12 protein-coding genes are annotated in these 21,767 nt (G+C 63.6%); all 12 read right to left on the bottom strand.

Annotated elements, in window-relative coordinates; genetic code table 11:
• Positions 1-445: hypothetical protein (locus tag ASD82_RS08810; protein ID WP_157599231.1), on the bottom strand; the 445-nt coding region annotated here is incomplete at its 3' end.
• A gap of 16 nt (positions 446-461) precedes the next feature.
• The gene (locus ASD82_RS08805; RefSeq protein ID WP_056717454.1) at positions 462-953 is read right to left on the bottom strand and encodes a hypothetical protein; all 492 of its coding nucleotides are present in this window, start codon (positions 951-953) and stop codon (positions 462-464) included.
• On the bottom strand, positions 950-1,519 hold the full coding sequence (locus ASD82_RS08800; RefSeq protein ID WP_056717453.1) for a hypothetical protein: 570 nt from the start codon (positions 1,517-1,519) through the stop codon (positions 950-952). Before ASD82_RS08800 ends, ASD82_RS08805 begins: the two co-directional genes overlap by 4 nt.
• Positions 1,507-2,025, bottom strand: coding sequence for a hypothetical protein (locus tag ASD82_RS08795; protein WP_157599230.1), 519 nt, complete (start codon positions 2,023-2,025; stop codon positions 1,507-1,509). Before ASD82_RS08795 ends, ASD82_RS08800 begins: the two co-directional genes overlap by 13 nt.
• Positions 2,016-2,765, bottom strand: a complete 750-nt coding sequence (locus tag ASD82_RS08790; RefSeq protein ID WP_157599229.1) for a hypothetical protein — start codon at positions 2,763-2,765, stop codon at positions 2,016-2,018. The genes ASD82_RS08795 and ASD82_RS08790 overlap by 10 nt, the downstream gene beginning before the upstream one ends.
• A gap of 2 nt (positions 2,766-2,767) precedes the next feature.
• Positions 2,768-4,477: a GspE/PulE family protein gene (locus ASD82_RS08785; RefSeq protein ID WP_082585290.1), complete on the bottom strand. Its 1,710-nt coding sequence runs from the start codon at positions 4,475-4,477 to the stop codon at positions 2,768-2,770.
• Complete coding sequence (locus ASD82_RS08780) at positions 4,474-5,583, bottom strand: type II secretion system F family protein (RefSeq protein WP_056717450.1); 1,110 nt, start codon at positions 5,581-5,583, stop codon at positions 4,474-4,476. Before ASD82_RS08780 ends, ASD82_RS08785 begins: the two co-directional genes overlap by 4 nt.
• A gap of 68 nt (positions 5,584-5,651) precedes the next feature.
• Positions 5,652-6,068 (bottom strand): type II secretion system major pseudopilin GspG, encoded by a 417-nt coding sequence (gene gspG, locus ASD82_RS08775; RefSeq protein ID WP_235580672.1) that lies wholly within the window; start codon positions 6,066-6,068, stop codon positions 5,652-5,654.
• Between the two features lie 11 nt (positions 6,069-6,079).
• Positions 6,080-9,943, bottom strand: coding sequence for a hypothetical protein (locus ASD82_RS08770; protein WP_157599227.1), 3,864 nt, complete (start codon positions 9,941-9,943; stop codon positions 6,080-6,082).
• Between the two features lie 281 nt (positions 9,944-10,224).
• Positions 10,225-10,725 carry a hypothetical protein gene (locus ASD82_RS17715; RefSeq protein WP_157599226.1) on the bottom strand — a complete coding sequence of 167 codons (501 nt, stop codon included), beginning with the start codon at positions 10,723-10,725 and terminating at the stop codon, positions 10,225-10,227.
• Positions 10,703-15,331 (bottom strand): RHS repeat-associated core domain-containing protein, encoded by a 4,629-nt coding sequence (locus tag ASD82_RS08765; RefSeq protein ID WP_056717447.1) that lies wholly within the window; start codon positions 15,329-15,331, stop codon positions 10,703-10,705. The genes ASD82_RS17715 and ASD82_RS08765 overlap by 23 nt, the downstream gene beginning before the upstream one ends.
• The gene (locus tag ASD82_RS08760) at positions 15,331-21,741 is read right to left on the bottom strand and encodes an Ig-like domain-containing protein (protein ID WP_056717446.1); all 6,411 of its coding nucleotides are present in this window, start codon (positions 21,739-21,741) and stop codon (positions 15,331-15,333) included. Before ASD82_RS08760 ends, ASD82_RS08765 begins: the two co-directional genes overlap by 1 nt.
• Between the last annotated feature and the right edge of the window lie 26 nt (positions 21,742-21,767).

The raw sequence follows: 21,767 nt of genomic DNA, 5'->3' as shown, positions 1-21,767 counted from the left end.
CCATCCGCTCGGCCGGATCAAGTTTGCCGTCAGCGATCAGTTCGTCGATCTTCACCAGTTGCTCGCCATGTCGGCGCGTGGCGGAAATGCGCTTGATTCCTTCGTTGGCGAGCGTGGCATCCGGCTCGATCTGCAATGCCGTCCGGAACAGGGTTTCCGCCTCGGTGAGGTTCCCCGCCAGGCGCGCCCGTTCGGCCTGGTGGGCGACCGTCTCGAACGCCTCCTGCTGCTTGAGCAGGTATTGCTGGCGATACTCCACGTTCATCGGCCTGGCCTGCGACGTCGCGCGATACTTCTGCACCGCCTGAACGTATTCGCCGCGATCGAACAACCGGTTCGCCTCGCGGAATTGCGCCGTGGTGCCACACCCCCCGACAACCAGCGCGACCGCCAGCGGCAACAGGTATCGACGCAAGCGGGCATCGGCGGAATTCAGTATCAACATGGGTTTCTCGGCATCATCATTCGGACAGTGCTGGATCGCTGACCGCGTACTGGCGGGTTTCGCCCGTGGGCAGATAGGTGAACACCGCCTGGCCGCCGCCGAGCTTGTCGAAGCGGTAGACGTCTTGCACCGACTGGGTGGGTGTCAACGTGTAGTTTTCCTTGCCGTAGGCGACGAACACCGTGGGAGTCGCATCCGCCAGCATCCAGCCAAGGATCTTCAGATCGGCCGGGGGTGCTGCCGTCGACGCTTCGGCCACCGGTGCCACCGGGTCCGGAAGGGACTGCTCGGTGGCGGCATGGAACAGGTTCGTCGCCCACGCCCGCCCGCTCCGCTCATGCAGACGGGAGACGGGTTTGCTCGCTGGCCTGGTGGTGGTGTTCACGCGATGGCCGACATGCGTCGGCAACACGATCGCCGCGGCTGGCGGTGGCGACGGACGACCCAGCACTGCCAGAGCCAGCAGCAGGATGATCGAGTATGCCACTGGGCGGAACCAGCGCTTCATGGCGCCACCGGCACATCGGGGTGATCGTCCAGCAAGGCCACGCCAAGCTGGATATCGGCATCGACCATCGCGTCATCGGCCGTTTCCCGCGCCACCCGCAGCCTGGCGATGTAGATCGAGCGGTCCACGGCCTGCAGCCGGGCCAGCAGGCTGGCGACCTCGTCCCAGCGGGTGCGCACCGTGAACACCGCAATCTGCCGGGTCACGCCGGCGTCGGCCACGCGCTCGAACTTGAAGCTGATCTGGCCGGGAGCAAAGTCCTTGCCCTGCAGTTCTTCCAGTATTCCGCGGGTGATCTCGAAACGGCGTGCCGCCGAAGGCAGGGGCAACGGATCGTGTCCATCCGCCGTCGCCACCGCTGAAATGGGCGTTCCATGCGCAACCTGGAGCTGCGCTGCCGCCAGTTCGACCCCGGCGCTTTGCAGATGCCATGCGGATACCGCCACATTCGCCAGCAGCATGACGACGATCAGGACCACCCCGAGGTTCATCCACATCAGCGCACCATGCCGCAGGTGACCGCGATGCAGGGTCCACACGACTCGCCGGAAGATCAGTCGATCCATTGCGCACCTATCTCGAAACGGGTGCCATCGGCACGTCGCTCCAGGCCGAGCAGGCGCACTTGCCGCAGCGAATCCGCGTGCTGGCTCAGCGTCTTTGCGTAGCCATTCGCGGTAGTTGCGCTGTCGACCGTGCCACTGATGCGAATCGCCCCGGTGGCAGGATCGACATCCATGCCGAGCAGGCGTATCGCCTGGTCCTTCGGCGCCAACAGGGTGGACAGCTGGACCCAGTCGCGGTTGAGCAGGGCCACCTGTCGATCCAATTGGCGCGCGGCGGCGGTGGAAAGCATGGCTGGCGCCGGCTTCGGACGCGGCGTGGCGAGCGCGGAGAGCTCCTGCAACCGAGCAAGCTGCTGCGTACGCCGGGCGAGTTGTGCGTCGAGGCGGAACTTCGCGTACGTCAGCCCGCTGGCGCAGCCCAGACCAGCCATCAGGATCGCCAGCAATACCGGCGACGGACGACGGACAAACCGCCATTGCCACTGCGGCAGATACTTCATTGCCATGCCATCACCACCGCATGGCCGGCGCTGGCGGGCACAGACCCGGTCACCGGCAACTGCGTGCCGGCGTAGCTCACGGGCTGCGGCGTGGTGGCAAGCCAGTGCAGCTGGGCATCGTCGGCAAAGGCAAACTGCTTGCGCGAAGACCACACGCCCACATCATCCAGACCGGTGCCGCTGCCCGACAGGGTATCGATCTGAACGACCTTGCCGTGTTCGAGCGTGATGCCGGTGATACCGTCGTCCTCGCCGTAGGCCAGCAGCGCGTGGCCGACCTCCACCGCCTTGCCGTAACGCCGGAGGATCGGTCCGATACTGCTGTCGACTCCCGCGAGCACGTGGCCCGAGGCCACCAGACCCTCCTGCAGGGACGCCACGACGGCTCGCGGATAGGCCGCCGCCCGGACCGCTTCGCCGTATGCAGGCCAGTCGATCTCGATCCGGTGCGAGTCGGCGTCCACTCCCGCCGTCGCCATGAAGGCGTCCTCGACATGACGACGGATCGTGGCGCCGGTGTAGCACGAAGACAACCACGGCAACACCTGGTAGTGACACTGTCGCGCCGACAGCAGCAACTGCACCGTGGCGACACCGAAATGCTCGCGCAGGCCGGCACCCCACGCCTTCCAGTCGATGCTGGAAATCCCGGCGTGGGTCGCCACCAGGGGCGTCAACATGCTTGCCCGTGCCACCGCAATCATGCTGTTGGCCGATACGTACAGTGCCAGTGCCTTCCTGCCCATGATCATTCCGCAAAGGTGACGCGGTTGACTTCCAGCAGGGTCGTTTCGCCCCGATAGAACAGATCCAGCGCCGCCGAACGCAAGCTGCCACCGCCCGACTGCGCGGCGCTCGCGCGCATCGCGGTCACCGGCGCCTTCAGCGCCACGAGTTCGCGCAACTGGTCGTTCATCACCAGGTATTCCGAGATGGCGCGGCGCCCCTTGTAGCCAGTGCCGCGGCACTGGCCACAGCCGCGGCCGCTGCGCAGATCCTTCCCGGCCAGATCGGCCTCATCCAGGCCGGACAGGGCCAGCGTCTCCGCGTCGGGCATGTAGGGTTGCGAGCACTCCGTGCAGTTCACCCGCAGCAGGCGCTGGGCCCAGACCCCGACCAGTGCCGACGCCAGGCTGTAGGGGTCCACCCCCATGTGCAGCAGACGCCCCACCACGTCGTAGACGTTGTTGGCGTGCACGGTGGTCAACACCAGATGTCCGGTCAGCGCGGCCTGCACGGCGATCTGCGCCGTTTCCTCGTCGCGGATTTCGCCGACCATGATCTTGTCCGGATCGTGGCGCAGGATCGAGCGCAGGCCGCGGGCGAAGGTAAGGCCCTTCTTCTCGTTGACCGGAATCTGCAGCACGCCTGGCAGCTGATATTCGACCGGGTCCTCGATCGTGATGATGTTTTCCTGGCCGCTGTTGATCTCGTCGATCGCAGCGTAAAGCGTGGTGGTCTTGCCCGAACCGGTGGGGCCGGTCACCAGCACCATGCCGTACGGCTGCGCAACCAGCTTGCGCAGCGCACCCACGGACTGGGCGTCCATCGCCAGATCGGCCAGCTTCAGCATCTGCTCGCGGCTGCCGGTCAGCGCGCTGCGATCAAGCAGGCGCAGCACGGCGTCCTCGCCGTGGATGCTGGGCATGATCGACACGCGAAAATCCACCTGCCCGCCCCGGGCAGTGACCCTGAAGCGGCCATCCTGCGGCACGCGTCGTTCGGCGATGTCGAGATCGGACATCACCTTGATGCGCGAGATGATGCGCTGCGCCGTATCCGCCCCGGCCACTTCCGACACCGGCACCAGCACGCCATCGATGCGGAACTTCACGTTCATGCCTTTCGGCGTTGACTTGAGATGGATATCCGACGCTTCCTGCTTGAGTCCGTCATAGAGAATCGAACTGACCACCCGTACCACCGGACTGGCATCGCCTTCGATCTTCTCCAGCGACAGCAATTCGTCGTCACCAGCCAGTGCCTCGACATGCGACAGGCCCTCGACACGGGTCTCGGTCGCACGCACACCCTGTTCGGCCTGGGCCAGGAACGCCCGGATCTCGTCCAGATGGGCCAGGCGGGCCTCATAAGGTTCGCGCAGGGTCAGTTGCGCCCATTGCGCAGTGTCGTCGGAGAACGGATCGGCCAGTACCAGCAGCAGGCGATCCGGCCCGGGGCGAAGCAGGATGCAGTCGCGACGGGCGCACTCGACGTAAGGCGCCAGTGCAAAGTCGGGCACACCGGCGTACAGCTCGACCGAAGGCAGCGGCTCAATCCGCGACAGCGTGGCCAATGCGCTGACGAAAGCCGCCGCATCGAGCCCGCTGTCTTCCTGCAGCAGGAGCAGCCATGGCTGGCTGCTGGCCATGGCACGGCTGCGCGCCGAACGCACCTGTGCAGCGGAGAGCTCGGGTGCCGGCGTGGTCGCCCCGATGGATGCGATCTGTGCGTTCACTGGCCCACGCTCCCCACCAGATCGAAGATCGGCGAATACATCATCAGCACGATCGCGCCGATCACCACGCCGATGAACGACATCAGCAGGGGCTCGAACAGGCGCGAGAACATGTCCACCCGGCGATCCAGCGCGATGTCCAGGAAATCGGCCAGCTTGTCGGCCATGTCAGCGAGCGCACCGCTGCGTTCGCCCACGCGCAGCAGGCTTTCGGCGATGGGCGGGATCAGGCTGGAGCCGGCCAGCGATTCGGTCAGCGGCTGGCCGGAGCGCAGCCGGACGATCGCCGTGGCCAGCTCCATCGACTGCAGCGGATTGACGATGCCCCGCGCCATTTCCAGCGCCTGCGGCAACGGAATGCCGCTCACCAGCAGCAGCGCCAGCGTGCGGTACAGGCGCGACAAGCCCAGCGTGCCGAAGATGCCTGACAACACGGGTATGCGCATCAAGCCGGTCAATGCCAGGCGCCGACCGGTGTCGTTGAAAATCAGCCACGCCACCCCGGCGCCCAGAGCGAGCATGACGGCGATGAAAATGAGTGGATGCTGCTGGATTGACTGACCGAAGTGGATCAGAAGCAGTGTCATGCGGCCGGTATTTCGACCCGTGCCATCGAGGATCGCGCTGAACTTGGGAAGCACATAAGCGATCAGGAACAGAATCACGCCGCCACCGACGACCATCAACAGCAGCGGGTAGATCGCACTGGCAGTGACCTTGCGCTTGATCTGGTTGATCCGTGCGTCGTACGCCAGATAGCGCTCCAGGGTCGAGGCGAGACCGCCGGTGGTCTCGCTGGCGGCCACACCGGCCACCAGCACCGGTGGAAACAGCGCCGGCTCACGCAGCAAGGCATCGGAAAACGACGCACCCTCGCGCAGGGACAGCAGCACGCGACCCAGCACCTGACGGAAGCCCGGGTTGGCTTCCTTGCGCTCTAGCGCCTCCATCGCCTCGACGATGTTCAGGCCGGCCTTCAGCAGGGTCAGCGTTTCCTGCAGGAAGATCGTGCGCGACCAGGCTACCCGCGTGCGTGCGGGCGCCGCCTCTGCCTGTTCCACGCGCAGCACGCGCCCGCCCGCGCGCGCGGCTTTCAGGCTGGCCATGCCGGCAGAATCGGCCTCGACGTCCAGCCACTCGGAACGGCCCGCTGCGGAAACAAGTACCCGGTGCTTCACTTGCGGGCGTCCATCCCCACGTCGGCGTCCTCGCCATCGCCACCGGGCTTGCCATCCTTGCCATAGGCGACCAGGTCGTAGTCTCCCTGCGCGCCCGGCACCCGATACACATAAGGGTGCCCCCAGGGATCAAGCGGCACGTTCTTCTTCAGATACGGGCCATTCCATTTGGTCGCTCCATCAGGCTTGACCACCAGCGCCTCCAGCCCTTGCTCGGTGGTCGGAAAGTGCCCCATGTCCAGCCAATAGGCATCGACCGCCTTCCCCAGTGCGTCGATCTGACCCAACGCGGCGGTGCGCTCGGACTTGCCGATCTGCTGGAAATAGCGCGGCGCCACATAGGCCACCAGGATGCCGATGATCACCACCACCACCAGCAGTTCCAGCAGGGTGAAGCCTCTCTGTTCAGACATGCCGCCGTATTTCATCGCAATGCTCTCAATATCCAGTAGATCGTCGGCTGTTCACTGCCGATGTCGGTTTTGCTGACCAGCACGATTTCCGACGAGCTGACCACCGACTCGTTCTCGCCGATCGCACCGAACGTCGTGACGCCAAGCAGTACGGTGAAACCGGGAGCCTTGTTGATCACCGCCATGGCGCCGCGAATGGGGCCGCCGTTATTGGTCAACACGGGTCTGTAGCGATACGTCCAGAGTTTGGTGATCGGGCTGCGCTGCTTGCTGACCAGCTGGTAGCTGGCCACCGCCAGGCCCATGTTGCGGTCGTGGTTCTGGTCGCGCACGGTACCGCTGATCGGCGTTGCCGACACACCGATGTAATTCGGGTCACGGCTGCTGGCCTTGCCGATCGTGATGGTGAACGGCTGGTCGCCATCCTTCACGCCGTCGTAGACGGGAACCACCGTGGCCGACTGCGGTGCCGACCAGTTGGTCGCGTTGAACACCAACTGCCGCGGCGTGACGTTCGCCTCGGTGGCGTCGCTGGTGCTCAGCGGCACGACCACCTCCGCCACGGGCTGGCTCGCCAGCGAGACGGCGAAGTTGCCGGTGTCCCTGCCCTCGCGCAACTCCATGCTCGAACGGGTCGCGGCACTGATCACGCCGGTCTGCGGCGAGGCGGGCACCACCACGGTGCCCGGCGCATAGCTGCGGCCCATGCCGCGATCGTCGTAGATCAAGCCGTAGACCGAATACGCGCCGGGCGCCAGGCCGGCGGTGTTCCACACGTAGCTGCCGTCATGGGTGCCGGCGTCCTGGCGCAGGCCGTCGACGATGCGCGTACCCGCATAACCACTGCCGGTCTGGTCGTAGTACAGCGCGACGGTCGGCTCGATGTTCGGGCCAGTGCCGCTCCAGGCAATCCGTGGCGCCCCGTCGCGTGTGTCGATGAGGGTGGCAGGTGAACTCAAGGACATCGACGGTGCCACGTAGGTGCCCGTGCTGACGAACAGCATCGTCGTCGGCGACCAGGCACTGACGCCACCGTTGTCGTCCTCCGCACGCACCCGCCAGTAGTGCGTGGTCTTGTCCAGCAGCGGCGTGCCCGGCTGCCAGTTTTCGGTCGCACTGGTGCCGCTGGCGACCAGCGTCTGCAACGCCGCATCGCGATAGACCTCGAAGCGGTAGCGCAGCGGATCGTTCTCCGGATCGGTCGCGGCGTGCACCTCGAAGCTCGGGTACAACGTCGACGCCCAGGCGCGGTCACCAGGGTTGGCCACCACCGGCACGGTCGGTACTTCGTTGGCGGCATTCATCAGGAAGTCACCGCCGACCCATGAACTTTCGGCGCGGCCGTCGCCCACCTTGACGCGCCAGAAGTAGTGCTGGTTCTCGACCAGATCCACGGCCTGCCAGGTGGTGACGCCATTGGCGTTCGCCGACACCGGGGCCGAGGCCTGACGGCTGGACGAGTCGAACGTGTTGACCGTGTCGACCTCGAACACATAGTTCAGGGCGTCGCCGTCGGCATCGATGCTGCCTTGCGCGGAAAGCGTCGCCACGCCGGCCGTCGTCACGTCGACACCGTTGATCGGGCTGACCGCGAGCGGCGCGGTCGGCGCGCTGTTGCCGGTGAACACGGTGAACGGACGCAGCGGCGTCATCGTCTGCGCACCGTGCTCGTCGGTGGCCACCGCACGCCAGTAATAAGTGGCGTGGTTGGTCAGCGGCACCGTCACCGTCCAGCTGGTGGTGCCACTGGGGTCGGGCGCGAGGTCGGTGACCGCGTCGTGGCGCGTCGTCAGCGTGGTGTCGGTGAACACCTCGAAGCTGTAGCTGATCGCGTCGCCATCGCGATCCTGCGCGTTGGTCAGCGACAGCGTCGGAGTCAGGCTGTCGACTTCGGCGCCGGAGATCGGCACGGTCAGGTTGAAGGTATCCGGCGCATCGTTGTACAGGTTGACCCGGAAGCTGCCATCGACCCATGCGCTGTTCACGCCGCTGGGCGCCAATGCCCGGGCACGCCAGTAATAAGCCGTGTTGTCGTTGAGATCCTCGGCGGGCGTCCACACCGTCGGCTGGCCGGCGGTCGGGTTCTTCACCACCGTGCCTTCGTCCAGTTTCTGGGTCAACCCGGCATCGGCGTACAGCTCGAACTGCACCGATGCGGTGGGATCGTTGCTCGCCTCGCCGGTCAGCACCTGCAGCTGTGGCTTCAGGCTCTGGATCTCGGCGCCGGCCAGCGGGGACACCAGCTGCGGAATCGACGGGCCGGGCGGCGGCTCGACCGACTCCACCCGGATCTTGGCCGAGCGCGTCGACGACAGACTGCCGTCGCTGGCCAGGTAATTGATGATGTAGGTGCCGGCCTGGCCGACCTCGGGCGTCCAGTCGAACACGCCGGTGCCATCGCCCTGGTCGTGGAAGGTGGCGCCCGTGGGCAACGGCGCCGCGCTGAGCAGCACCGGCTTGTGCATCGGGCTGGAGGCCTCGACCAGGAAGCCGACCTGCTCCTTCTCCTTCACCACCCGGTCCGGGATGAACTGCAGCACCGGTGCCACCGGCACGGTATCCGGGTTGCGGAACGCCATGTCGTACACGCCCGGCGAGTTCGCGTCGAACACGTTGAACCAGTATTCCCACTGCTTGGTGTCCGGGTTCTTCGTCTTCGACAGCCACACGTTCTCCGTCGCCATGGTCTTGGCGTCCGCACGCATGACCGTGCCCAGCACCTTCTGCCCCTGGTAGGGATCGGGCTTGTGCACGTAGATGAAACCCTGCGATGGCGGCAGGGTGAGGCGATAACCGGACGGGCCGGTGGTCAGGGTGGCTTCGGCGGAACGGTCGGTGACCGTGCTGTCCGTGCCCTCGGACTCGTACAGGTTCAGCGCGGTGCCATCGGTGGCCAGGAAGTCGCGAACCACGTCGCGCCCGGGCAGGTCCACCCGCACGTCGCGCAACAGCAGGTGCGCATTGGTCGCCTGCAGCAACGAAGTCAGCGCGCCGCCCAGTTCGTCGGAGTGGGTGAAGGTGGCGGTGAAGTCGACGAACTTGCCCGCGATATTGCTCTCCATCTGCCAGCGGCCCATCTTGCTGGTGCCCGGCGCGATGTCGCCGAAATCGATCAGCAGCGAATTGGTCGTCGGCTGATCCTGCACGTAGCTGCCGATGATCTGGAAGGTGATCGGCAGGCCCTGCTGGTTGTCGATGATCTTCGGCTGTGCCGAGTTGATCTTCAGGTCCTCGGCCGGCGCCATGCCGGAATTCTTCACCCGCACGCCCAGCGTGTACGGCTCCGGCGCCTCGATCTCGGCGGTGAACGGATCGTCCGCGTTGACGTCGCGGGTGAGGAAGTAATCCAGGGTCAGCGACGGCAGTGGCTTGACCGTGATGGCGTCGGGATTGAGCTCCATCACCTGGGTCTCGTTGCCGAACGTGTAGCGCAACGTGGCGCCCACCAGGTAGCGCTTGCCGAATGGCGTGTCGCCCGCCGAACCCGGCGCCGGGATCAGCATCCAGTTGATCGTCGCCGTGCTCTGCGCCGCCACCTGGCCGGTGCCGTCGGTATTGTCGATGTTCTGCTTCTGGGTCTGGCGCAGGAAGAACTTCGCGCTGAGGTCGTTCGGGTCGGTGGTGATCGTCACCGGCGCGCCCATCTCGTCCGTCACCTTCACCTCGACGCTGATGTCGGTCAGCGGCGTGGAAGGCAGCGAGTTGGTGATCTTCATCTCGGCATCGAACGCCTGCCGCTCAAGCGTCAGTTCCTGCTTGATCTCGATCTTGACCCGCGCGCACACGGATTCCTGGGCAATCGCTTGCCCACAAACCAGCGCACCCGCCCACAGGGCGAGTGCGCACGCGGCGCTTTTCCATGCGATTTTTGACACGAGAGTCCCCTGAAAATCTTGCTGTTACTGGCTGCAACATTTATGTGACGAAGAAGATAGATTTGACTCAACGAATGTATATTAACCGCCCGCCGCCAAATGAAACTTAGACCATATATCAGAAGGCCCTTGTACGCCGACTAGATATTATCCAAATTCACCTCGGAAATTTCTAGCTTTTCTCGAAACCTCTGAAAGATACTAACTCGACGACCTGTACCTCTCCAAAAATACGGTCCCAAAAACCGGATAAATCAACCCGTCCCTTTTACCGATGCCACTCAACCAATAGCCTTTCTTCTCATCATCACAGCCCAATTTACCAAATAAGAAAAAAAATCAGCATGCTCACCCGGTCTGCGAGAAAGAATTTCCCTAAATATCCTTGGGCGATATTCAAAATCAAAAACGAGATCATCGTTTTTAATGATAGAAAACCTTCTTCTACATACATTTCCGAAAAATCTAAATCCGTAGCTCAAATCACTGGAATCATATGAGTCTCCGTTAATTAAAACCACGCAGTCCCGCTTAAAAGATGGACTTTCGAAGTCTGCAGCCAAATCAGTTTCACGGGAGCAGACGCCAAACAAGGCACTTAACCCATGAACTGATTTGACCTCTGCAAAAAATCCATTAACCCTTCGATTCGCCTCAAGACTGTAACCGGGAAGCACGACTGACCCATCAAAGCTTGGCTCTCGCAGCCGCAGGAACCGCGCGTTATCATAGAAATCGAGCAATATGATCTGCCCATAATTACTGACAGTTGCAGCTTTCACTTGGCGTCAACCCCTTGTAGATTTTATAACCCTCAGCAAGCGCCGCGGCTCTATTGATCCCTTTATTCGTTCTCGTAGCCCCCGCTGCAATCTTTGCGGCGTCATCACCATACTTGGCAATCTTCTCTAGACGAAAGGCCTCCGTTGCCGGGTCTCTAAACAGCCACCCCATAAAACGCGCCCAAGGAGCAAGCCTTCCGCCGAATGCGTTACCCGCCCTAAACTCCCATTTAAGCGCCATTCTCGAACGACTGATCGCGTGTGCGCCCTCCAGCGTCCCATCAAAAGCCCGAGCTAACCCACGCCCCTTGAAGATGTATGCAAGCCGACCCATGGGAACAAGACTGCCGCCAACAAAATCGGTAGCTCTGTAGATGCCAGAACACTTGTTTACCGCATCATTGGTACCATTCCAATCTCTAATTTTATTGGTGATGCCAAATGAGGCGCCATCACCCAGGCCAGCCCAAAAGTTGACCGTATTTTGCGAAAAACTCGCCCCATCTCTGAGTTGATATATATATCCAAACGTATGATCCATGATCCAGCTACCAGTATCGGGACGGCTTGTCCATAAACCGTACGGATCTATTAAATTTGCAGGATCAGCGTTAGCATAGATATAAAAATTTAGACCGCCAACAAGCCCACTTGGATCGCCCGTCGTATAACGTCCTGACATAGAGTCAAAGTAGCGATTTAAGTTGTAATTGAGTGCTATTTCTTCGTCAAAATATTGCCCCGGAAAGCGCCACGGCTGTTCAAGCCCCGATCCCGTAGCCACAACCACCTTACCAAAGGCACTGACCTTAGTAGCCTCCCAGACCACGCTGCCGGCCTTGTCAGTCAGCTGGCGAGGAAGGCCTAACGGGTCGTTCTGATAGTAGAAATAGGCGCCCCTTTTTTCCAGGAACAGAGGTGAGGTGCTGTATGGTTGACCGGGCTGCCATCCATAACTCTGCAACACCGTGCCGTCGGAGCCAACCTCTGCCAGCAGTCCTTCCCTGGCTTGCATGAACAGGCGCTTGCCCACCACCGCACCACTGTTGGCTTCGCCTGTTGTTGTGACTTCCTTGCTCAACCGATAGCCAAACGGGTCGTATGCATAACGCGACACGACCTGATCGGCACCATCGCGGACCTCGACCAAACGGTTGTATCCGTCGTACGCGTAACTCGTCGTGCGCAAGGGTTCCGCGAGCGCGCTATCAGTCTTCTTGATCTGATTGCCCGCCGCGTCGTATTCGTAGCTGACACTTCCGCGGCTCAGCAAGCGGTTGGCGTCGTCATAGACCCAAGTGCCCTGAACCACGCTGTCCAGCACCCGGTTGCTGGCGGCGTCCAGATCAAAGCTCTCGGTAGTGCCGCCCCAGCCTGCCGGTTCCGCTTTGGTCAGGCGCATCGCGTCATCGTAGCTATAGTCGGTGCGCTGACCCTGCGTGGTGCGGCTGGTCAACTCCTCAAGCTTGCCGTACGTACTCTGCTGGTCGAAGCGAATGGTCTGATTCGGGTCCTTCACCCGCAAACGGGTCGGACTCAGCAGGCCGTTGCGTTCGATCTCCTGCACCGTGCCGCCTGGCAATACGACTTTCTTGGCCTCGGTCCATTGCCGTTCGGTGACGCTCATCGAGCCTTCACCGGGAATGTCGAGCCTTGCAAGCTCGCCATTGCCATCGTAGCTATAGCCCAATGTGACACCATCCGGCCCGGTATAGGTCTTGACCTGGCCATTCGGGTGATAGGTGTAACGGCGCGTCATCGGCACACCATCGACCGTCACGGTCTCGCTGAGCAGTCGCCCGGCGTCATCAAACGTGGATGTGCTGCTGGCTCCGTTAGTGGACCATCCTGTGAGGCGGTTGCCATCGTCCCAGGTGAAGCTGTCGCCCAATTCCAGACTGCCGTCGGCTTTGTAAGACCTGCGGTTGATGAGCCGGCCGCCGGCGTCAAATTCGAAGGCCAGCTTGGCACCGTTGGGACGCAGCAGCTCCTTGAGGCGTCCTGCATCATCGTAGATGTAGGATGTCGACTGGCCGACGGCATTGGTTTCCTTGACCAACTTGTCGCGGCGGTCGTACTGCAGGCGAGTCGCGTGACCCAGTTCGTCCGTGGCCCTGACCAGATTGCCACGATGGTCGTACGCCAGTTGCACGGCATGACCAAGTTCGTCCGTGCCCTGCAACGGGCGACCGAAGGCGTCATACGTCGTGCTAGCAGATTTTGCATAGGCGTTGGTGGTTGATGTGACGGCACCGCGGGCGTCGTAAGTCGCCGTCGTGGTATGTGTCTCGCCGTCCACTACGTCCGCCAGTTGCGTCAACCCTTGCCGGCTGTTGTAACGCAGCAACCGTTGCAAGGTCGGGTAGTTCACCTTGGAGACCAGGCCGCTGCCGCGGTCCAGCCCCTCGACATCGGTGTAGTCGAAACTGGTGACGTTGCCCTCACCATCTGTCGTGGTGGTGACACGATCCATGTTGTCGTAGGCGAGTTGCACGCGCTGATTCAATGAATCGACCGCGCTGGTCATGCGCCCCGCCGCATCGTACTGCTGCGTCAGCGTGGCACCGGTCGGGTCGACCACCTTCTGTGGACGACCAGCAGCATCATATTCAATCCGATAGGTCACACCACGCTGGTCGGTGACGGTGAGCAGTTGATCAGTCTTGTCGTACGTGTAATGGCTGCTCAACCCATTGGGATCGGTCGCGGTGAGGCGATTGCCCTGCGCATCGTACGTATAGCTCCACTGATGACCCAGAGGGTCTAGCGCCTTTGCTAAATTGCCCTGCGCATCGTAGTCGTACTTCCAGGTTTTTCCCTCGCCGTCCACGAGTTCACGCACGTTGCCGCTGATGTCATAACCAAGGTGCAGCTCAACGTCTGGCTCCGTACCGCCATCCGCATCCAGGCCACCCTTGCGGCGCACCACTTCGGCCTCACCTCGCGCATTGATCTGGTACTCGGTTCGTTGCTCCTCGGCCTTGCCTTCCGCTTCTTGCAGCGTGATCAAATTGCCATGCGTGTCGTAGTCCAGATGCGTCACCACACCGGTCTCATCCACCACTTCCTTCAAGTCGAGGGAACCGCTGTTATATGCAAAACTGGTGAACGATCCATCCGGATTGGTCTTGCGGGTAACTTCATCGAAGTTGTCGCGATCCATCTTGACCGTGCTGCCCCGCTCGTCCGTGTAGCTCATCGACTGGCGGCCACCTTGGGCGATCAGCAACGTCTTCCCGTTGACATCACGGTAGACAAGTCGCCCTTCCGCATCGTAGTGCCGCGTTTCGATCTTGCGTCCCGAGGCAGTTTCCGGCCCCTTCACCGTGGTACTGAATTCTTTCTTGAGCTTGTCGTAACCGTATTCGACATCCGTTACGCCCTTGTCTGGCGCGATGATCCGGGCCACTCGTGCCGTAACCCCGTAACCGATTTCGGTCACCCGGCCTTCAGCGTCGGTAACCTTGGCTATCTTGTAGCGGGTATCCACGGGCAGCGAAACGCTGCTGCTGCCTCCGGTGCCACCACTTGAGCCGGATGCACCAAGCACCGGTGCCGAGGTATCGACACTGACGCTGTCGAGCGCGCCGTAATCAAATGAGGTGATATGGCCCAGCGGATCGATAACATGGCGCAGGCGCCCCTTGTCGTCATACTGGTACTGGACGCGGCGGATACTTCCATCGAGCGGTGTGTGATCGCGTACCTCGGTGATGAAGCTGCCGTTGCCCGAGTAAACGAAGGTGAATACGGTGCGGCCATTGTCGTCGAGCACGCGCTCGATCTGGCCGTGATTGCCGTATTGCATCCACACGCGCACATCATTGCGATCACCATAACTGGTGATGCGACCGAAGTTGTCGTACTCGATCCATTCGCCGCTGCGATCAGTCCAACGGAAACCGTGCACCGGAATCGTCGACAAGCCACCATGCCCCGGCTTGCCCGCCGGCGGCTGGGCATCCGGGCCGGCACTGACCGGCAGCGTCGGAACAAGTTGCGGACGCACGATGAAGCGCGGGTACTTGCTGCTGATGTAAGACGTGCCATCCGTACTGCGGCTGAAACCAACGCCCTTGCGGGCAACGACCTGGATCGTGCTGAGATCGGGCAGAGGTTCGCCTTCGGCATCGCGGCCAAAGTACGGATCATTGGGAATCCGAGTCTGCTCGACCTTGAGGTCGGGCGCCGTCCCTGACAGCACCACGGCCGCGCCGGCCGAAGCCGTGGTATCGCAACTGCTGATGCCATCAATACTGCTGCAGGAGAAGAAGGCACCGATCGAGGCATAGGTTGCCTTGTAGAACGATGGATTGCCCAGCCCCGACCATTGCCGATTGAACACCCACCGGTTGCCATCGAAGTCACGGTTGACCCGCACGAATCCACCCGGCACCTTCACCCGCAGGTCGTCCTGTGCCACGGTGAAATCGCCATTCGCGCTGCCCAGCCCCATGCTGCCGTTGCTGCCCAGCGGATAGACCTGGGCATGAGCCGTGAAAGCAAGGCATGCCATCAGGACGACGGCAAACCAACGGCCGACATGCCGGCGTGAGCGAACCAAGGCGGGTGACTGCAACATCCTGTTGTTCAAACGCAGTGTCATTATTGGCCGCCCTCGTTGCCACCACCGGATTGCTTGTTCTTGGGTTCGAAACAGTCGCCGCTGCCCTTGGTGCACAACGGCAAACCGGGCAAGCTGGAGGTTCCGGGACCGCCGGAGCCACCCCAGCCACCGCCACCAGCCCAACCGCCGCTACCACCACTGCTGGTCGGGTTGGCACCCGCCGGGCATGCATTGGATTCGACATAGAACCAGTTGGCCGAGGAACCACACGTGGTGCTTTCAACGCCATTGGCGCAGGTGTACTTGCAGGTCACCGGATAGCGCTTGGTGTAGGTGTAGCAACCTGGCGTACCACTCACGCTGCCGCCACCGCTTGAGTCGCTTCCGCCAGACCCCGTACCCGAACCGTCACCTCCGGTTCCGCCGGAACCATCACCATCACCGGAGCCATCACCCGAACCATCGCCACCATCGCCGGTGCCACCACCGCCGCCGGTGCCAGTCGTGCCTCCAAAATTGCGCAACGCAATCACCCGGTACGGCAAACGCACGCGCTGCTTCGCCTCGAGCGTGGTCGGCGGCTGCACCAGGAACTCGAACTTGTAGTAGCCGTCGGCACCCGGCGGATGGGCCATCACGTTGTCGGCACGGATCAGGCCGTAGTTGGTCAGCGTCAGCTCGCCTTGGAACACTTCGCCCGCCGCCATCTTCGGCAGGTTGATGCTGGTCGGCTGCAGCACCACTACCGGAGCCGGCACGTCGGTCTCGAAGGTGGCGTCGAGGGTGATTTCGTAGCGGTCCTCGATGGTGATCTCGCGTACCGACCATTCCACCGAGATCAGCGTGTACTCCAGGAAGATCGGCTCATTGACGATCAGCCCCGGCTTGACCGAGAAGCGGCCGGTGCTGTCCTGGTGGTTTGGCGCGCTGGCCTTGAACTTGTAGCTGCCGGCCGGCAGGTTCTGGAAGAACGCCTCGCCGAAGGCATCGGTGGTCAGTTCGTAGGTCTGGCTGACCACGGCTTCGTTCTGCACGAAGATCCGCGCGCCGGCCAGGCCGGGGATCAGGTTGCCGTTGTTGTCGCGGGTGGCGGTATAGATGTCCGCCGCCTTGAACAGCACGTTGCCCTGGCCGGACTGGGTGACCGAGACGAAGACGTTGACGTCTTCCGCTGGCAGGTTGCTGCCGGCGATGCGCAGCCTGAGCTCGTAGATGCCCTCGGCAACCTGGGCGCCGGGGGCGATGTTGAGATCGATGCTGCGCTTGTCGCCGATGCCGATCGTGCCGAGGTTCGGGTCGGAGGCCAGGCTGATCCACGCCGGCGCCGCGTTGCCGTCCTTGTCGAGCAGGCTGGCGGTGACGTCGTTCATGGCGACGAAGCCCTTGTTCTCGATCAGCACCTTCTCGATCGTCGACTGGCCCTGCGACAGGCCCGCCTGCACGTAGTTCGGCGTGGCATACAGTGCCGGCTTCGCTTCGGTCAACGTGTAATCCACGCTCAGCAGCGCCAGCGGCGTAGTGCCGGAGCCGTCGCTGAACACGGCCAGCACCAGGCGCCCGCTGGGGGCGGCCGTGTTGTCGCCCGACACGCTCACCGGCAGCGACAGGTTCTGCTTCGGCGCGATGTTGATCGGCGCGCCCGGCTCGACCTTGATGCCGGGCAGCAGCGTGTTGCTGGGCTGGTATTCCGGCGCGTAGACGACGCGCAGGTTGGTGGCCTGCGAGCCAGTGCCGGTGGTCGCCCGGTAGTCGATCTTGTAGGCGTAGTTGCGCGGCACGCTCAGCTTGAACGTGGACGGCCCCACGTTGACGCGATTGATCGTGAAGCGCGCCTGGTCCGGGCGATCGGTCATGTCCGGATGGATCGCGCCGACCTGGTATTCGCCGGCGTCGGTCACGGTTGGCTTGAAGATGTAGCGGAAGGCGCCGTCGACATCCGTGGTGACGTTGGCCAGCCGCTCGAAGCCTTCCTGGTTGATGGCGATCTTCAATGGCGCATTCGGCACCGGCGCACCACTGTCGCGGTCGAACGCATGGCCGAGGATGACGATGTCCTCGGTGCCGCTGGAGATGACCGGCGATGCGCTGGAAACCTCGCCGTAGTACGGCGTGTTGCTCAGCGTCACCGTGCGTTCGCTGCCCATGCCGGGAATCGAAACCGCGTCGTCCTGGCCGGTGGCGTAGTGCAACTGGTCGACTTCCAGCCGCAGGCGCACCTGGTCGGGGCTGGTCGCCGGCACCGGCATCACGAAGGCGTCCGACAGGTAGCGCTGTCCCGGTGCAATGCGGGCAACGGTCTGACCGGTGGACAGGGTCACCACGCCGGCGCCGGTCGCCTGCTGATACGGCGTGGTGCCGAGCAGGTTGCCATCATTGTCGAGCAGCTTGAGGCGCAATTCATTGGAAGCATCGCGGCCGTTGTTGCGCGCGGTCAGCAGTTCCACCTCGACATCGGAGGTGTTCTCCACGCTCAGGCGCACCTTGCCGCTGCCGCCGCGCACGAAGCTCTCGGCATCCAGGCTGACTACCAGTGCGCTGTCGACCACATCGACCTGGCGCTGCCAGCCCAGCCGCACCCGTTCGCCCTCGTGCGGCACGCTTTCGATCGCCACGGTGACCGCGGCCGGGCTGGGCAGGTCCGGGTAACCGCCGATCACCACCGATGCGATGCGCGTGGCATTGGGCTCCAGCGTGAACAGTTCGGACTTGAACGTGCGCGTGCCGATGGATACCACCACGCGGGTATCGACCAGCGGCGTGGCCGAGAAGTTGGAGACCTGCACGCCAAGCCGGTTCATCACGTTGCGCTTGAGCGGCAGGCCGGTCACGACCTGTGCGCTCGCGTTCGGCAACACGACGCTGCGCGCCATGCGCACGTCGTTGGCGTCGACCGCCTCCACCGTGTAATGCCGTTCGCCGCCGGTGAAGCCGGTATCGGCCAGCTGGTTGGCCGTGGTCGGCGTCGCGGTCAGCTTGACCCGTGCATCGCCCTCACCGACATAGACGTCGTAACCCACGGCACCCTCGCCGTTCGGCGTCCATTGCAGCACCGGCAAGCCGCTGCCGATCTGTTCCACCTGGAGCGTCTTCACTGGCAGCAGGCTGAAGTTGAGGTAGACGGAATTGGAAATCGCCGATTCGTTGCCGGCCGCATCCACCGCGGTCACCACGTAGGCGTGCTCGGACTGCGACGGCGTGGCATCGACCGCCTGCGGCGTCTTCATGCCCTGGCGGATCGGGGTGAGGCCATCGACCGAAGTGATCGTGGCCGTGGCGGCGCGGTACAGCCGGTAACTGGCCGGCGCGGTACCCACCGGCGGCTGCCAGGTGGCGATCACGCCCTGGCTGCCCAGTGTCAGCTCGAGATTCTGCGGCGCACCGGGTGCGTTGCGGCTGCTGCGCACCTCGGCCACGGCGGACTCGTCGCTTTGCGTTTCCTGGCCGTTCGAGCTGCGCACCGAAGCCACCGAGTAGCCGTACAACCCGTCGACCGGGGTTTGATCGGTCGCGGTTGCGGTGGTGCTGCGCGACAGCGGCGTGCGCTGCGTCTCGCCCGGCGCCTGGCGGAACAATTGATAGGCGCTGGCGCCATCCACCGCCTGCCACGCCAGCTGCACCTTGCCGCCCGGCAAGGCGGTGGCCGTCAACCCCACCGGCACGTTCAGCGCGGGCAACTCGCCCTGATAGACCTGGAACGCATTCGCCGTCTTGATCTGCGCGGACAGGTTGCCAAGTGCATCGGCGGCGATCGACGCAAAACCGAGCTGCTCGGCATTCGACAAGCCCGCATCGGCCGGCAGCTGGAACTGTGCGCGCCAGTGCGTGGCGTCGATGCGCTCGACGCCAGTCAGCGTGACCGGGGTTCGCGATGCGCCCGACAGGTGGTACTGCAAGGCCGGCGTCTTGTCTGCCGGAATCGCCTCGTCGTAGGTGAAGGTGGCGGTGACATCGCGCGATGCGTCGACCTTGATCGGAACCGCCGGGTCCAGCGCGATGGCGATCAACGCCGGCCCGACCGTATCGATCTTGAGCGTGGCGCCTTCGCGCACGTCGACACCGCGATTGCCGGTCACGTCGCGCGCCGAGAACAGCACGTTCGCCACGCCCGAGCCGGCACCGGAGCCGAGGTTCAGGCTGCCTTCGTAATGGGTGTCGTCGCGCTTGATCAGATCGACCGGCATCGGCAGGCCGCCTTCCGGCACCACGCTCAGGTACGGCGTACCGAGCAGCGGTTCGCTGACGGTGAGCTTGATCGCGACCATGCCCTGGCCGTAGGTCGCCGTGGCTGCGTCGTACGTGCCCTGCGGCTGGTATTCGATGCGCACGGCATACGGTCCGGTGCGATCGATGCCGGCGCTGGCCGAAGTACTCGGCAGGCTCGGCACATCGGCAGCGTTCAGCGATATCACCCGGTAGAAGTAGCTACCGTCGCTGGCCGGTACGTCGTCGTACGAAGTCGTGGCGCGCGGCAGCCGCACCAGCTTCTGTGCCTCGCTGGTGGTGCTGAACTCGCTGCTGGCGCGATAGATGTCGTAGGCGACTGCGTTGGGATCGCTCGATGCCGTCCAGCTCAGGTGGATCTTGCCGTTGACCAGCGCAGCGGCGAGATTGGTCGGTGCTGCCGGCACGGTGGTGTCCAGGGTGACCTGCACCGGCGCGGACAACGCACTGCTGCCGTACTGGTCGGTGGCGGTGGCCTGGATCTGGTTGCTACCCGCAACCAAGCTGAGCGTGACCGAGAAGCGGCCATCGGCGCCTGCTGTTACCGCGGTGCCCAGGGGTTGGCCGTTGAGCAACACCTGCACCTGGCTGGCGGGCTGCGCGTGCCCGGCGACCGCGATATTGGCATTACGGGTGGTGCTGCCGTCGGTGGGTGCATCGATGGCCGGTGCATCTGGCACGGCATGGGTGACGGTCACGGCATAGCTGGCGGTGCTGGCGTTGCCCAGCGAATCGAGCGCGTGCAGTGCCAGCGTATGCGCACCGTTGGCGACGGCATCCAGATCCAGGGCGACGGTGTAGTTGGCGCTGCCGCTGGCGGTGGCGACCACGACGCCATCGAGCATCAGCTCGATGCGCGAGATCGCGCTGCGGTCGGTCGCGGTGAAACTAAGGCTGGTGCTGCGCGTGAACGTGGCGCCGTCGACCAGGATCGTGCCATCGACAGTGATGCCGGCCAGTTGCGGACCTTCGGTGTCGGGCACCGGCGCGGCGTGCGATACGGTGACGGTAACGCCCTGTTCGCCGACACGGCCAGCCTGGTCGGTGGCGACGGCCTTGATGAGGTAATTGCCGTCAGCCACCGCGTCGGTATTCCACGCGAAGCTGTAGGGTGCTGCGGTGCGCGTGGCCAGCAGCTCGCTGCCCTGGAAGAACTGCACCTGCTTGATGCCGGACACGTCGCTGGCGCTGGCCTCGATCGTGATGGGCTCGCGGATCAGGCTGCCAGCTGCCGGGTTGGTCAACTCGACCGTCGGCGCCTGGGTATCGATCAGCACGCCGCCGTCCAGGGTCGCGGTGACCACCGCGCCGGTCGGATCACGGAATTGTGCGGTGACGGTCTTCCGACCATCACCGTCGGAGAGGGTGTAGTCGACCGCGGCGCGACCATTGGGCAGCGGTTGGAATGCGACACCGGAGAAGCCGCCATTCTCGGCGAGGCGATACTCGGTGGCGTTCACGCAGGAGACTTCGAGCGCGACGGAATTCTGTTCGAAGAATGGCGAGGGCGCAGCCAGGCGCACCGTCGGATTCAGCAGCGGCACCGCGGTGAGGAAACCGGCGTATTTCACGCCCGCGGACACCGCGTCGCCCTGCCCCTGCGGGTTGCCGACGGGATCTTTCGGGCCACTGGCATGACCCCACCAGTTGCCGGTGGCCTGGATCAGGGTCGCCGGGGTCTTGTTGAGGATCGCCTCGCTGCTGTTCTGCGAAAACTGGGTACGACCGATCACCGGCGCGCTGTTGCCGTCGGCCTCGATACCGACCGTGTTGCGCAGGAAGCTCGATCCATCGATCGTCGGTGAAGCGGCGTCGAGCAGGCGCAGGCCCGTGCTGGCATCAGCCACTTGCAGATACTGCAGCGACGGGCTCACGCCGCGCAGCGTCAACGCCGCACCCGCTTCGCCGCCGCCACCGTAACGGATCAACAGGTCGTTGAAGGCCGGCACGCCAGACGTGGCGGCCGACTTCTCGATACGCAGGCCGCGCCAGTCGCCGATCCCGGCAACCTGTGCGGTCGGGTTGGACTGGCCACCGAGCGTGTCGTCCTTCTGGCTGGTGAGCGCAATGCCCTTGCCGCTCACCAGCTTGTCGCGAACGACCAACTGCGCGCCCGTACCGAATTTCACGACGACACCGTCAGCCAGCGTGAGATCCGCAGCGGCCAGCACGGATGGCATGCACGCCAGCACGGCAACGCAGATCGAGCGCGCGGTCAGACGCCGCATCGATTGGCGACGCGTGAGCACATCAG

Source organism: Rhodanobacter sp. Root179 (genome assembly GCF_001428465.1).
Taxonomy (GTDB): Bacteria; Pseudomonadota; Gammaproteobacteria; order Xanthomonadales; family Rhodanobacteraceae; genus Rhodanobacter.
The sequence above is the reverse complement of the archived record's forward strand: the minus strand, read 5'-3'. Positions and strand labels throughout refer to the sequence as shown.

Bases quoted from the DNA above. Each gene is read 5' to 3' on its own strand.
- ASD82_RS08805 (WP_056717454.1), bottom strand. From the start codon at position 953: ATGAAGCGCTGGTTCCGCCCAGTGGCATACTCGATCATCCTGCTGCTG.
- ASD82_RS08795 (WP_157599230.1), bottom strand. From the start codon at position 2,025: ATGGCAATGAAGTATCTGCCGCAGTGGCAATGGCGGTTTGTCCGTCGT.
- ASD82_RS08800 (WP_056717453.1), bottom strand. From the start codon at position 1,519: ATGGATCGACTGATCTTCCGGCGAGTCGTGTGGACCCTGCATCGCGGT.
- ASD82_RS08765 (WP_056717447.1), bottom strand. From the start codon at position 15,331: ATGACACTGCGTTTGAACAACAGGATGTTGCAGTCACCCGCCTTGGTT.
- gspG (WP_235580672.1), bottom strand. From the start codon at position 6,068: ATGTCTGAACAGAGAGGCTTCACCCTGCTGGAACTGCTGGTGGTGGTG.
- ASD82_RS08790 (WP_157599229.1), bottom strand. From the start codon at position 2,765: ATGGGCAGGAAGGCACTGGCACTGTACGTATCGGCCAACAGCATGATT.
- ASD82_RS08760 (WP_056717446.1), bottom strand. From the start codon at position 21,741: ATGCGGCGTCTGACCGCGCGCTCGATCTGCGTTGCCGTGCTGGCGTGC.
- ASD82_RS08780 (WP_056717450.1), bottom strand. From the start codon at position 5,583: ATGGCCAGCCTGAAAGCCGCGCGCGCGGGCGGGCGCGTGCTGCGCGTG.